Annotated in this window: 16 protein-coding genes; 2 read left to right on the top strand and 14 right to left on the bottom strand. The window is 71.6% G+C overall.

The window, feature by feature from the left end; translation table 11 throughout:
* Positions 1 to 84: 30S ribosomal protein S2 (locus VJ976_RS05500; protein WP_324099109.1), on the bottom strand; the 84-nt coding region annotated here is incomplete at its 3' end.
* A gap of 225 nt (positions 85 to 309) precedes the next feature.
* Here VJ976_RS05500 and VJ976_RS05495 point away from each other — a divergent pair.
* On the top strand, positions 310 to 1,479 hold the full coding sequence (locus tag VJ976_RS05495; protein ID WP_324099106.1) for an aminotransferase class I/II-fold pyridoxal phosphate-dependent enzyme: 1,170 nt from the start codon (positions 310 to 312) through the stop codon (positions 1,477 to 1,479).
* A gap of 30 nt (positions 1,480 to 1,509) precedes the next feature.
* Positions 1,510 to 2,454, top strand: coding sequence for a tyrosine recombinase XerC (locus VJ976_RS05490; protein WP_324099105.1), 945 nt, complete (start codon positions 1,510 to 1,512; stop codon positions 2,452 to 2,454).
* Between the two features lie 41 nt (positions 2,455 to 2,495).
* On the opposite strand, the gene VJ976_RS05485 is transcribed toward VJ976_RS05490, so the two are convergent.
* The 13 genes from VJ976_RS05485 to VJ976_RS05425 all read right to left on the bottom strand — a co-directional run.
* Complete coding sequence (locus VJ976_RS05485) at positions 2,496 to 3,134, bottom strand: peptidoglycan DD-metalloendopeptidase family protein (RefSeq protein WP_324099104.1); 639 nt, start codon at positions 3,132 to 3,134, stop codon at positions 2,496 to 2,498.
* A complete protein-coding gene (locus VJ976_RS05480; protein WP_324099103.1) occupies positions 3,131 to 4,312 on the bottom strand; it encodes a DNA-processing protein DprA in 1,182 nt (393 codons plus the stop codon). Before VJ976_RS05480 ends, VJ976_RS05485 begins: the two co-directional genes overlap by 4 nt.
* Entirely contained in the window at positions 4,309 to 5,844 is a 1,536-nt protein-coding gene (locus VJ976_RS05475; RefSeq protein WP_324099102.1) for a YifB family Mg chelatase-like AAA ATPase, read from the bottom strand. Before VJ976_RS05475 ends, VJ976_RS05480 begins: the two co-directional genes overlap by 4 nt.
* A complete protein-coding gene (locus VJ976_RS05470) occupies positions 5,844 to 6,221 on the bottom strand; it encodes a YraN family protein (RefSeq protein WP_324099101.1) in 378 nt (125 codons plus the stop codon). The genes VJ976_RS05475 and VJ976_RS05470 overlap by 1 nt, the downstream gene beginning before the upstream one ends.
* Positions 6,222 to 6,325: 104 nt before the next feature.
* Complete coding sequence (locus VJ976_RS05465) at positions 6,326 to 6,646, bottom strand: DUF2469 domain-containing protein (RefSeq protein WP_324099100.1); 321 nt, start codon at positions 6,644 to 6,646, stop codon at positions 6,326 to 6,328.
* Positions 6,636 to 7,433, bottom strand: a complete 798-nt coding sequence (locus VJ976_RS05460) for a ribonuclease HII (RefSeq protein WP_324099099.1) — start codon at positions 7,431 to 7,433, stop codon at positions 6,636 to 6,638. Before VJ976_RS05460 ends, VJ976_RS05465 begins: the two co-directional genes overlap by 11 nt.
* Positions 7,430 to 8,203, bottom strand: coding sequence for a signal peptidase I (lepB, locus tag VJ976_RS05455; protein WP_324099108.1), 774 nt, complete (start codon positions 8,201 to 8,203; stop codon positions 7,430 to 7,432). The genes VJ976_RS05460 and lepB overlap by 4 nt, the downstream gene beginning before the upstream one ends.
* A 37-nt stretch (positions 8,204 to 8,240) precedes the next feature.
* Positions 8,241 to 8,582 carry a 50S ribosomal protein L19 gene (gene rplS / locus VJ976_RS05450; RefSeq protein ID WP_324099107.1) on the bottom strand — a complete coding sequence of 114 codons (342 nt, stop codon included), beginning with the start codon at positions 8,580 to 8,582 and terminating at the stop codon, positions 8,241 to 8,243.
* A 216-nt stretch (positions 8,583 to 8,798) separates the two neighbouring features.
* Positions 8,799 to 10,004: a tRNA (guanosine(37)-N1)-methyltransferase TrmD gene (trmD, locus tag VJ976_RS05445; protein WP_324099098.1), complete on the bottom strand. Its 1,206-nt coding sequence runs from the start codon at positions 10,002 to 10,004 to the stop codon at positions 8,799 to 8,801.
* Positions 10,005 to 10,565 carry a ribosome maturation factor RimM gene (gene rimM / locus VJ976_RS05440; RefSeq protein ID WP_324099097.1) on the bottom strand — a complete coding sequence of 187 codons (561 nt, stop codon included), beginning with the start codon at positions 10,563 to 10,565 and terminating at the stop codon, positions 10,005 to 10,007.
* 18 nt (positions 10,566 to 10,583) lie between these two features.
* The gene (locus VJ976_RS05435) at positions 10,584 to 10,826 is read right to left on the bottom strand and encodes an RNA-binding protein (RefSeq protein WP_324099096.1); all 243 of its coding nucleotides are present in this window, start codon (positions 10,824 to 10,826) and stop codon (positions 10,584 to 10,586) included.
* 2 nt (positions 10,827 to 10,828) lie between these two features.
* Positions 10,829 to 11,338, bottom strand: a complete 510-nt coding sequence (rpsP, locus tag VJ976_RS05430) for a 30S ribosomal protein S16 (RefSeq protein ID WP_324099095.1) — start codon at positions 11,336 to 11,338, stop codon at positions 10,829 to 10,831.
* Positions 11,339 to 11,533: 195 nt separating this feature from the next.
* On the bottom strand, positions 11,534 to 12,248 hold a 715-nt coding region (locus VJ976_RS05425; protein WP_324099094.1), incomplete at its 5' end, for an amidohydrolase family protein.

Below are 12,248 nucleotides of genomic sequence, written 5' to 3'. Positions count from 1 at the left end.
CTTCATCTTGGGGTTCCACCGGCGGGTCTGGTGCCCGAAGTGGACGCCGCTCTCCAGGAGCTGGCGCATGGTGACGACGGCCATGCCGAGGTCTCGCTTTCTGTTGTGTGCAGTTGGTCCTGGCACGAGCGACCGCCCCCTTCCGACTCACCGAACGGCGAGGCGGACTGCGAGGGCGCGTCCCGGCGGATGAGCACCGGCCTGTCGTGCGCGTATTCGTGCGGCTCTCGTGGCCACACGTGCGCTCCATCGTACTGGGCGCGTGACGAGCGCCGAAATTGCCGCCGCCCCACGGTCTACCGTGAAGCCATGCGCACCTCAGTGGTATCCCGGATGCAGCCGTTCGGCCGATCGGTTTTCGGGGAGATGACCCGCCGCGCCCTGGAGTTCGACGCCGTGAACCTCGGCCAGGGCTTCCCCGACTCCGAGCCGCTGCCGCAGCTGCGCGCCCTGGTGCACGAGGCCATCGAAGGCGGCAAGAACCAGTACGCACCCGCTCGGGGCATGCCGGTCCTGCGTGAGGCCGTCGCCGAGCACCAGCACCGCTTCTACGGCCTGGAGCTCGACCCCGCCGGCCAGGTGCTCGTCACGGTCGGGGCGACCGAGGCGCTGACCGCATCCGTCCTCGCGCTGGTGGAGAACGGCGAAGAGGTCATCACCTTCGACCCCTCCTTCGACATCTACCGCTCCGCGGTGTCCCTGGCCGGCGGCGTCCACCGAGCCGTGCCGCTGCGGTTCCCCCAGTGGGAGCTGGACCCGACGGAGCTGGAGAAGGCGGTCGGCCCGCACACCCGGCTGATCGTGCTCAACAACCCACACAACCCGACCGGCAAGGTCTTCTCCGACTCCGAGCTGCGCGCGATCGCCGACATCGCCATCGCCCACGACCTGCTCGTGGTCACGGACGAGGTCTACGAGCACCTGGTCTACGACGACCTCGTGCACCGTCCCCTGGCCACACTGCCCGGTATGGCGGAGCGCACCCTGACCATCTCCTCCGGCGGCAAGACGTTCTCGGCGACCGGATGGAAGGTGGGGTGGGTCACCGGCCCCGCGGCCCTGGTCAAGGCCGTGGCCACGGTCAAGCAAGGGCTCACGTTCACCGCCTCCGGGCCCTTCCAGCCGGCCATCGCCCATGGTCTGCGTCTCCCGGACGACTTCTTCGCCGGGCTGGCGCAGACGATGGCCCGGCGACGGGACCTCATGACGGATGCTCTCGCGGACACGCCGTTGTCCGTCGCCCCGTGCGCCGGCGGCTACTTCGTGGTCGTCGACACGGCGCCGCTCGGCGTCCGGGACGCCGTCCAGTTCTGCTGGGACCTGCCGGAGCAGACCGGTGTGGTGGGGGTACCGGTGTCGGCCTTCTGCTCCGACGAGGGTCTGGCTCCGACGCTGGTCCGCCTGGCCATCTGCAAGGACGAGGCCGTCCTGCGCGAAGGCGCACGGCGCCTGGGCACCCTGGGGCGCGGCTCCGGCTGAGGCTGGCTGCCTCGTGTCAGAGTGGCTGATGTGAGTCCCGAGCCGGCGGCGGACGGCGAGGCGGTCATCGCTGCCGATCTGCGCGAGACCTTCGCGCACCAGCTGCGGGTGCACCAGTCCCGCTCGGCGCACACCGTGCGGGCCTATCTCGGTGACCTCACGGCTCTCGACGGCTCCCTCCGTGAGCAGGGTGTGCTCGCCCTGGACGAGGTCACCCTGGCGCATCTGCGCTCGTTTTTGGCGCAGCAGTCGCGCTCGGGGCTGGCCCGCTCTTCGGTGGCCCGGCGAGCCGCATCCGTCAAGACCTTCTTCGCCTGGGCCGCGGCGACCGGGCGGCTGAGCCACGATCCTGCGGTGCGGTTGAAGGCGCCGGGCCAGGAGCGGCACCTGCCCGGAGTCCTGGCCTCGGAGCAGGCCGGTGCGCTGATGGACCTGGCCGCGGTGGCCTCCGACGACGAGGACCCCATCGGTATGCGTGACCGCGCCATGCTCGAGCTGCTCTACGCCACGGGGATCCGGGTCGGCGAGCTGTGCGCCTTGGACACCAGCGACGTCGACATCGGGGCCGGCCACGCGAAGGTGCGCGGCAAGGGCGACAAGGAGCGGATGGTCGTCTTCGGTGCGCCCGCCGCGCGAGCCGTCGAGGAGTACCTGCACCAGGCCCGCTCTCGGCTGACCCGCGACGGTGCGCCCGCCGAGACGGCTTTGTTCCTCGGCCGACGCGGTCGACGAGTGGACCAGCGCCAGGTCCGCACGGTCGTCCACGCCCTGATGCGCGAGCTCCCCGACGCCCCGGACATCGGGCCTCACGGGCTGCGACACAGCGCGGCCACCCACCTGCTCGACGGGGGTGCCGACATCCGGACCGTGCAGGAGATCCTCGGTCATGCCAGTCTCGCGACGACCCAGGTCTACACCCATGTGTCCACAGGTCGGCTGCACGCGGCGTACCGCCAGGCCCATCCTCGGGCCTGACCAGCGCGGCTGGTCCCGCGTCGCCCGACACGCCGGGAGGCTCAGAGGTGGGGCAGCAGCGAGACCTCCCAGGAACGCAGCAGCACCATCGGATCGAGATACTCCCCGGCCCGGCGCGCGCCGAGATGCAGACAGGCGGAGGGCGCGCAGTGGCTCCCCTGCGCATCCAGGCTGCCCAGCCCCTGCCCTTGCGTGACCGCCTCTCCCCTGCTCACGTGCGATCGCACCGGTTGGTAGGTGCTGACCACCCCGTCGTTGTGCCTGACCGACACCACCTGCACCCCAGCCACCACGCCTGAGAACCGCACCTGCCCGTCAGCCACAGATCGCACTGGGCCGTCGGGTCTTCCCCGCAGGTCGACGCCCCGGTGTCCGGCCAGCCACCGTCGAGCCGGTCGCTCGAAGGGCCGCACGAGGACCTCTCGCCCCGGCAGCGGCCACTCCCACCGCCCCGGGTCAGCCCGGGCACGCTGAACCCTCGCGGAAGTCTGTACGGCCCGGACGGCCGTCAAGGCCGCATCAGCCAGTGCTTGCTCGCGATGGTCGGCCACCCGGAGCCGATCCACCTGCTCCGTCTCCGGCTGCGCGTCGGAGGCCGCCGCGCCGGGGAGCCAGCTGGACACCAGCCAGGCACACAGCAGCGGCCACGTCAGTGTCCGTGGGAGCTTGCGCAGGCTCACCCGTGCCCCCGCGACCACCCCGCGGGTCCACGCTGAGCGAGCGAGGCCGCCTCCAGCTGGCCCAGGGCAGCCATCACCTCGGCCACACTGAGCCCGGCCGCCGTGGTGAGGGCCTCGACGCCGATGGAGCGCCGTGGCGGCAGGCTCTGCCACACTCGGAACGCGTCCGGATCAAGATCGTCACCCGGCCGGGACTCTCCGCGCTTGACCGGCGCGAGGTCATCGCCGAGAGCCCCGAAGAGCTCGGCCACCTCGGCGGCGTCGGTGACGAGCTGGGCGCGCCCGGCTCGCAGGTCCTCGTGACAACCGGCGGAGACCATCGATGTCACGGGTCCAGGCACGGCGCCCACCGGGCGGCAGAGCTCCACCGCCGCACTCACCGTGCTGCGGGCTCCGGAGCGCAGGCCGGCCTCCACCATCACCGTGCCGCTGGCCAGGGCCGCGATCAGGCGGTTGCGAGCGAGGAATCGGCTGCGTGTCGGCGCCGATCCCGGAGGGACCTCACTGACCACCGCACCCGCCTCCGCGATGCGCTCCAGCAGCGCGGTGTGGGCAACCGGGTAGGCACGATCCACCCCCGAGGCGAGCACAGCCACGGTGACTCCGTCCACGGCGAGGGCGCCACGGTGCGCCGCCGCGTCGATGCCGAAGGCGGCGCCGGAGACGACGGTGAACCTGCGGACCGCCAACCCCGAGGCGAGCTCCGAGGCGACGAACTCGCCGTACGACGTGCTCGCCCTGGCCCCCACGATGGCCGCGCTGCGGCCCAGCCTCGCACCCGGGAACGCCGACGACTGCGGCCCGGACTCCCCCGGGCCCCTCACCCACAGACACCACGGCGGCCAGGCGAGGTCGTGCAACCCGGCAGGCCAGTACGGGTCCTCCGGGAAGAGCAGCCGAGCGCCGACAGTGCCGGTGATGTCCAGATCGTGGTCGATGTCGAGCTGCCGCAGGCGTGCCTGGAAGCGCTCTGCGCTGGCTCGGGGCCGACCGGATATGCCTGCTCGAGCCAGCTCCAGCGCCTCGACAAGCCCGTGCTCGGCCACCATCGCGCGGGCGGTGCGGTCGTCCGGCTCGGCGATACGCGACCACGCCATCGCCGCCCGCTGCTCGGCGGTGAGGTCGGTGCGTGGGCTGATGCCGCCGAGTGGCCGGTCTGCCGGACCATGCTCACTCATGCGGCCATCCCCGAGGGGGCGCGCAAGGTCAGGGCGAAGGAGGCGTCGGCGCGCAGAGGACGGTCCCGGCCGGCCAGATCTGCGAGAGTCCACGCGACGCGAAGGCACCGGTCGTACCCACGCAACGTGAGCGTCCCCGTATCCATGGCGCGGTCGAGGTCCCGGGTCACCTCGGCCGATAGGCGCAACGCTCCCTCCCGCAGATGTGCACCCGGGACATCGGCGTTGACCGCCCACGGCGTGGCCCGAAGCCGTCGGCGCTGCCGCTCCCGGGCGCCAGCGACCCGCGCGGCCACGTCAGCGCTGCTCTCCCCCGCCGAGTCGCCGAGGTCCGCGCGTGTCAGCGGGAGCAGCACCACTCTGAGGTCGATCCGGTCCAACAGCGGACCGGAGATCTTGCCGAAGTAGCTCCTTCGGGCCAGCGGCGTGCACTGGCAGCCGCGACCCTTGGCGAAACCGGCCCCGCACGGGCAGGGGTTGGCCGCCATCACCATCTGGAAGCGCGCGGGAAGACGGACGTGCCGCTCAGCGCGGGCGATGACGACCTCCCCGGACTCCAGCGGTTGTCTGAGCCCGTCCAGCACGTCCCGTCGGAACTCCGGCGACTCGTCGAGAAAGAGGACGCCTCGGTGGGCGCGCGACACGGCGCCGGGGCGCACCCGGCCGCTGCCACCCCCGATGACCGACGCCATCGACGCTCCATGGTGAGGCGCCACGAACGGCGGGGCCTCGATCAGCGAGCCGTCCTCCGGGAGCAGGCCGAGGACCGAGTGGATGCCCGTCACCTCCAGCGCCTCGGTCGACCGCAAGCCGGGCAGAAGACCGGGCAACCGCTCGGCGAGCATCGTCTTGCCCGCGCCCGGAGGACCGAGGAGCAGGATGTGGTGCTGCCCGGCCGCGGCGACCTCCAGCGCGGCCCTGGCCTCCGCCTGACCGGCCACGTCGCTGAGGTCGGGCATCCGCGTCGCCCCTCGGGGTGGACGGTCGGGAGTGCGGTCCTGCGGCTCATGGCCCTGGGACAGGGTGCGGTAGAGCCGGGTGAGATCGGTCAGGTCACCCACGGCGTGGACGCGCAGGCCCGGCACGAGGCAGGCTTCGCGCGCGCTGGCCGTCGGCACGACGATCCGCTCCACACCGCTGCGAGCGGCGGCCAGCACCATGGGCAGGACCCCCGGCACAGCTCTGATCGAGCCGTCCAGACCCAGCTCCCCGATATGGGCCACCGGCCGCGTGAGCCGTCCGGGGAGCTGGCCGTCGGCGCCGAGCAAGGCCACAGCGATGGCGATGTCGAAGCCGCTGCCCACCTTCGGCAGACCGGCAGGCGAGAGGTTGACCGTCCATCGGCGCATCGACAGGGCCAGACCGGCGGTGCTCGTCCCAGCACGGATGCGGTCCGGGGCCTGGGCGCACGCCGCGTCCGGCAGGCCACTGACCACGAAGGCGGGCAGGCCAGGGTGGCCGTGCGCCTCCACATCGACGACGTGCCCCTCCACGCCACTCAGAGCCACGGCCTTGGTGGCCGCAAAGCCCACTACGCCACCCCGCGAAGGTGGTCGATCCGGACCGCCCCCGAACCCCTCAGGGTCACGGCGAGCACGTCGACCCGCAGGTCGCGACCGCGATACGGATGCTGTCGCATCCACAGCCCGGCCAGTCGCCGGAGCCGCGCCGCCTTGGCCGGTGTCACCGCCTCCGCAGGATGACCGAACCTCCTCGAGCGACGCGTCTTGACCTCGTAGAAGACCACCTGATGCCCGTCGACGCCGACGATGTCGACCTCTCCGTGCGGGCATCGCCAGTTTCGGTCCACGATGCGCACGCCGGCGGCGGCAAGATGAGCGACAGCCAGCTCTTCCCCGCGGTCTCCGACCTCGCGAGCCACGCGGTGCGGCATTCCTCGGTGGGTCATGACCCCAGCCTGGGCCGGGGCCGGAGCACCCCGACCGCGGCAGCGTCGACCTGTGGACGCCGGCGAGCCCCCGGCAACGATGTGGACCCCGCCGCGCCGGCCTGCTACTCCGAGAAGCCGCTCTTGGGAATCTCCAGGTCGGAGCGCGACAGCTCCTCGACGTTGACGTCCTTGAAGGTGATCACCCGCACCTTCTTGACGAAGCGCGCCGGACGGTACACGTCCCACACCCAGGCGTCGCTCATCGTCACCTCGAACCAGGTCTCCCCGTCCCCCGTGCGCACCGCCACGTCGACCTCGTTGGCCAGGTAGAAGCGGCGCTCGGTCTCGACGACGTGGGTGAACAGCCCCACGACGTCCCGGTACTCCCGGTACAGCGAGAGCTCCATGTCCGACTCGTAGCGCTCGAGATCCTCAGCACTCACCGCGCTCCACCTCCTGCATCGTCCCCGTCAGATTCCAGCTGCGCCGGTGCTGCTCACACGGGCCATGCTCCCGCAGCGCCTCGAGATGCTCGGGGGCGGCATACCCCTTGTTCACGTTCCAGCGGTATGCCGGGTAGGTCTCGTGCCAGGCCACCATCTGTGCGTCCCGGGTCACCTTGGCCAGCACACTGGCTCCCGCCACCGAGGAGCAGGACAGGTCCGCCTTGATCATGGTGCGCACGGGCGGCGCCGACGTCGCTCCTCCCGACGGGGCGGACCCCGACCCCCACCCCCCGTCGAGCTCGGCTGCCGCGAACAGCCCGACCCGGGTGGGGTGGGTCAACCAGTCGTGGTTGCCGTCCAACAGCACGAGGTCTGCGCTCACGCCGCAGGCGCTCAAGGCACGCTCCCCCGCCAGGCGCAGACCGGTCATGATGCCGAACCGGTCGATCTCCTCCGCGCTGGCGTGCCCCACGGCCCACCCCAACGCCCAGCGCTGGATGCGTGGCACCAACGCCTCCCGGGCGGCCCTGGTCAGCAGCTTGGAGTCCTTGACACCGCTGGGGGCCGAGCGGCACCTCGCGTCGACGGCCACGACGCCGACGCTGACCGGCCCGGCGAGCGCCCCGCGACCCACCTCGTCCATGCCGACCACCACCGGGTAGCCCTGCCGCTGCAGCGTCCGCTCGACACGCAGAGACGGCCGGCGCCGGGGACGGGCCGGCGCGCCGTGCCGGAGCGAGCCCCCCCGGGGGGCCGGGGGTGCCGGGCGGGAGAGCTCGCTCACGACTGGCGGACCGGCGCCGCGGAGGGCACCTCGCTCAGGGTCGCCGGGGTCTGGAACCAGTCGAGGCGGGACAACGGCCACACCAGGGCCATGGCCTGGCCCACGATGCGGTCCTGCGGGATGGACCCGTTCGCGCCGGAGCCGTCGTCATGGGCGCGCGAGTCTCCCGAGATCGACCGGTGGTCGCCCATCACCCACACCCGCCCCTCCGGCACGGTGACATCGAAGGCGGACTCGCTCGGCTCGTCCCCCGGGAAGAGGTAGTCCTCGTCCAGCGCCTGCCCGTTGACCGTGACGCGACCTTCGCCGTCACAGCACCGCACACGGTCGCCCGGGAGGCCGATGACGCGCTTGATCAGGTGGTTGCCCTCGGTCGTGGGCGCCAGACCGACGAACTCGAGGGCGTCGACGACCGGGTTGAGCACCGGTCCCCGGTCAGGCGGAGTGACGGGCGGAAGCCAGTCGCCCGGGTCCTCGAAGACCACGATGTCCCCGCGGTCGATGGCCAGGGGCCCGGACTGCACCTTGCTGACGATCACGCGGTCCCCGTAGACCAGCGTGTTCTCCATCGATCCCGACGGGATCCAGAACGCCTGCGCCAGGAAGGTCTTGATCAGGAAGGAGATCACCAGGGCGATGGCGGCCACCGAGAGCACCTCCCGGATGACCGACCAGATCCCGTCGCGGGCGCGGCGAGGTGCCGGCGACGCTGGTTCGCCGCCGGAGGCCGGGTCCGCCTGGGGCTGGGTCGGACGCCGACGCTGACCCATCACGGCTGTGCTCTGAGCCCGTCGTCCGCAGCCGGGGCTATCGCTTCTCCCGGATGCGCGCCGCCTTGCCGCGCAGGTTGCGCAGGTAGTACAGCTTGGCGCGACGCACGTCACCCCGGCTGACCAGCTCGACCTTCTCGACGTTCGGCGAGTGCACGGGGAACGTGCGCTCCACCCCCACACCGAAGCTGACCTTGCGCACGGTGTAGGTCTCGCCCACACCCCCGCCGTGACGGCGGATGACGACTCCCTGGAAGATCTGGATGCGCGACCGGCTGCCCTCGATCACCTTGACGTGGACCTTGACGGTGTCGCCACCGCGGAAGTCGGGGATGTCGTCGCGCAGACTGGCGGCGTCAACATGGTCGAGCTGGTGCATGGCGGTGTTCGCTTCCTCGCGGTGCCACAGGTCACCCACGGCTGTCGGTCCACCGCGGTGCGGTGGCGGCATGTCGTCGTTGGTATGGCGTTTGCCGGCGTGTCGTGCACGCCCCCTGTGGCAGGGGCACGACTCAAAGGGCCAGTGTGAGCGCCAACGGCGATTCTCGCACAACCCTCACCCGGCGGCGAAAGCGCACCGCGGGAGGCCGTGCGGTCAGCCCGCCTCGGTGCGCCGCGGCTTGAAGAGCTCGACCGTGGCAACGCCGCCGAACTGCGAGTGCCCACTGACGCGGTATCCCGCTCGGCGGTAGAGCCGTTCGTGCCGCGGGGAGTGGGCCCGGGCGAACACGGTGAAACCGGTCAGCTCGGCCGGGGCAGATCTCTCGGCATGCTGCATCAGTGCCTGCCCCAGGCCGCATCCCTGCACATCGGGCGCCACCATCAACCGGCCGATGTCGAAGTTCCGCCCGGCCCGGCGTGCGCGTACCGACCCGACGATGCGCCCGTCCATCCGTACGACCCAGGTGAGCCAGTCCGCCATCCATCGCTGGACGTCAGCGAGGTCCTCCGTCAGCGCGGGGATCTCGAAGCTGCCCTGCTCCTCGGCCTCAGGCAGCCAGCAGGCCCGGGCCAGAGTGAGCAGCTCGCCGGCGTCGCCCGGCTGTGCTGACGTGAGGCGCAGGTCCTTCCGGTGCGCCAGAGCCCCGGTGAGCTCGACCATGCCCTGGTCGGGCACCAGATCCGGGCGGCGCTCGGCTGTGCGCTGTCGCCGCTGCTGCTCTCGCCAACGCCTGATCTCCGGATGGTTGCCCGACCGCAGCACTTCGGGCACCTCCCGCCCGCGCCAGGAGGGCGGCTTGGTGTAGACGGGGTACTCCAGCAGTCCCCCGGTGTGTGACTCCTCCCTCAGGGACTCCTCGTTGCCGATGACGCCGGGCACGAGCCTGGCGATCGCTTCGACCATGGCCAGCGCCGCGACCTCTCCACCGCCCAGGACGTAGTCGCCGAGCGAGAGCACGGACACCGGCATCAGCGCGGTGGCCTCGTCGACCACCCGCTCGTCGATGCCCTCGTAGCGCCCACAGGCGAAGGCGAGCCACGGCTCGGAGGCCAGCTTCCCAGCGATGTCCTGGGTGAAGACGTGGCCCCCTGGTGAGGGCACGATGAGGTGGGGCCGGGCGGCGGCCGAGTCGGGTGCGTACAGCGAGTCGAGCGCCTGGCCCCACGGCTCCGGTCGCATGACCATGCCGGCCCCGCCGCCGTAGGGCGTGTCGTCCACGGTGCGATGACGGTCGCCGGTCCACTGACGCAGGTCGTGCACGCGGATGTCGAGCAGCCCGTTGCGCCGGGCAGTGCCCAGCAGTGAGATATCCAGGGGCTCCAGGTAGTCCGGGAAGATGCTGACGATGTCGATGCGCACTCAGGCGTCCAGTTCCAGCAGCCCCGGCGGCGGGTCGATGACGACGAGACCCGCCGGGATGTCGACCAGGGGCACCAGGGCGGCCACGAACGGGACCAACGCGGTGCGCTCCTCGTGCGTGCGCACCTCGAGCAGATCCTGGGCCGGGCGGGTGTGCAGCGCGCTCACGTATCCCACCGGGGCGCCGGAGGGGAGCTGGACCGCCAGACCGACCACCTCGTCCTCGTAGTACTCCTCTGGGTCATCCTCATCGTGCCTGCGCGTCGCGCCGTGCGGCTGCGTCGTCCGAGTGATCAGGCGAAGCCCTCGCAGCCGCTCGGCCTGGGAACGGTCGGTCACACCGTCGAAGCCCAGCAGGTGCACACCCTGGTGGACCCGCGCCGAGTGCACGGTGAGTGGACCTCGCTCGGCCGGGTCCACCGCGACGACGGTTCCCGGTGCCAGGCGGCCGACGGGGTCGTCGGTACGGATCTCGACGGTCACCTCCCCCCGGAGGCCGTGCGGCTTGCCGACACGCGCGATCACCCGTGGTGTCGTCTCCGGGACATCGTCGACTGGCATCGCGGGGGCTTGACGGCCTCAGCGCTGTCGGTCGGTGTCCACGATGTCGACGCGGACCTTGCCGCCCTGCCCCAGCGCCGTCATGACCGTCCGTAGCGCGCTCGCCGTGCGTCCGCGACGCCCGATCACCCGACCGAGGTCGTCCGGGTGCACTCGCACCTCCAGGACCTCACCGTGGCGTCCGCCCTTGTGGCGGACCACGACGTCCCCGTCGTGGTCCACGATCCCCTTGACGAGATGCTCCAGCGCCTCTTCCAGCATGCTCAGGCCTGGGAGGCGGTCGCCTCGTCGGGCGACGAGCCCTCGCCGTCGCCACTGTCGACGACTGCGGACGGGTCGCTGGAGACGTTGTCCGCCTTGGCGGGCTCGGGGCCGTCCGCCTTCGACGGCACGGACTTCTTGGCCGAGCGCGGGGTGTCCGGGCCGGAGCCGTCGGCGGCAGCCAGAGCAGCCTCGTACAGGGCCTTCTTGTCCCGTGGCGCAGCCACCGGCCGCAAAGTGCCGGCCGGGTCACCCTCGCCGGTGAACTTGGCCCAGTCGCCGGTGACCTTCAACAGCGCCTGCACCTGCTCGGTGGGCTGGGCGCCGACGGACAGCCAGTGCTGTGCCCGGTCGGAGTCGATGTCGATCAGCGACGGTTCCGCGGTCGGGTGGTACTTGCCGATCTCCTCGATGGCCCGGCCGTCGCGCTTGGCGCGGGAGTCCATCACGACGACACGGTAGAAGGGCGCGCGGATCTTGCCCATGCGCTTCAAACGAATCTTGACAGCCACGTGCGGGGTGTCTCCTCATTCTGGTCTGGATGAGTGCGCGCTTCCGCGTGGGGAATACCCGCGGCGGCGGTCACTACGAACGGACACAACGCACCGCGGTGAGAGGCCGCGGGGATGAGTACCGGCCCAGTGTGCCAGATATCTCTCGTGGGGAGCGAAACCAGCGTCCTTTCGCCAGCCGGAGACAGCCACCGGCTACGGCCGAGGGACCCCTCCCAGCACGATGCGATGGGGGTCGGCCAGGGTGCGCACATCCAGGCGTGGGTCCTCGGCGTACACGACGACGTCCGCCGGCGAACCCTCGCTGATCGCGGAACGGCCAAGCCATGCCCGGGCGGCCCAGGTAGCAGCGCTGATCGCCTCGAGGGTGGTGAAGCCCGCCTGGGTCAGCGCCTCCACCTCGCGGGCCACCAGCCCGTGCGGCAGGTATCCCCCGGCGTCGGTGCCGACGTACACCGGCACGCCGGCCTCTCGCGCCTGGCCGACGACCTCGAACCGGCGCTCGTACAGGTCCCGCATATGCGCCGCATAGCCGGGGTACTTCGCCTCACCGGCGTCGGCGAAGGACGGGAAGTTCGCCGTGTTCACCAGAGTCGGCACGATGGCGATCTGGCGGGCGGCGAAGTCGTCGATGGTGTCGTCCTGCAGCCCCGTCGCGTGCTCGATACAGTCCGTGCCCGCCTCGGCGAAGTCACGCAGAGACTGCTCGCCGAAGCAGTGCGCGGTCACCCGCGCTCCCTCCTCATGCGCAGCGGACACGGCGGCGGCCAGGGTCGGCACGGGCCAGCAGGGCGCGAGGTCCCCGACGTCGCGCTCGATCCAGTCGCCGACCAGCTTCACCCAGCCGTCGCCACGTCGTGCCTCCTGGCGCACATAGGCGACCAGGTCCGGCGGCTCGATCTCGTGCCCG

This window comes from Ornithinimicrobium sp. (assembly GCF_035267225.1).
GTDB lineage: Bacteria > Actinomycetota > Actinomycetes > Actinomycetales > Dermatophilaceae > Ornithinicoccus.
This window is presented reverse-complemented; position numbering and strand designations above follow the sequence as displayed.

Excerpts from the sequence above, each read along its gene's own strand:
- VJ976_RS05495 (WP_324099106.1), top strand. The coding sequence starts at position 310 with ATGCGCACCTCAGTGGTATCCCGGATGCAGCCGTTCGGCCGATCGGTT.
- VJ976_RS05480 (WP_324099103.1), bottom strand. The coding sequence starts at position 4,312 with ATGAGTGAGCATGGTCCGGCAGACCGGCCACTCGGCGGCATCAGCCCA.
- VJ976_RS05470 (WP_324099101.1), bottom strand. The coding sequence starts at position 6,221 with ATGACCCACCGAGGAATGCCGCACCGCGTGGCTCGCGAGGTCGGAGAC.
- lepB (WP_324099108.1), bottom strand. The coding sequence starts at position 8,203 with ATGGGTCAGCGTCGGCGTCCGACCCAGCCCCAGGCGGACCCGGCCTCC.
- rplS (WP_324099107.1), bottom strand. The coding sequence starts at position 8,582 with ATGCACCAGCTCGACCATGTTGACGCCGCCAGTCTGCGCGACGACATC.
- rimM (WP_324099097.1), bottom strand. The coding sequence starts at position 10,565 with ATGCCAGTCGACGATGTCCCGGAGACGACACCACGGGTGATCGCGCGT.
- VJ976_RS05435 (WP_324099096.1), bottom strand. The coding sequence starts at position 10,826 with ATGCTGGAAGAGGCGCTGGAGCATCTCGTCAAGGGGATCGTGGACCAC.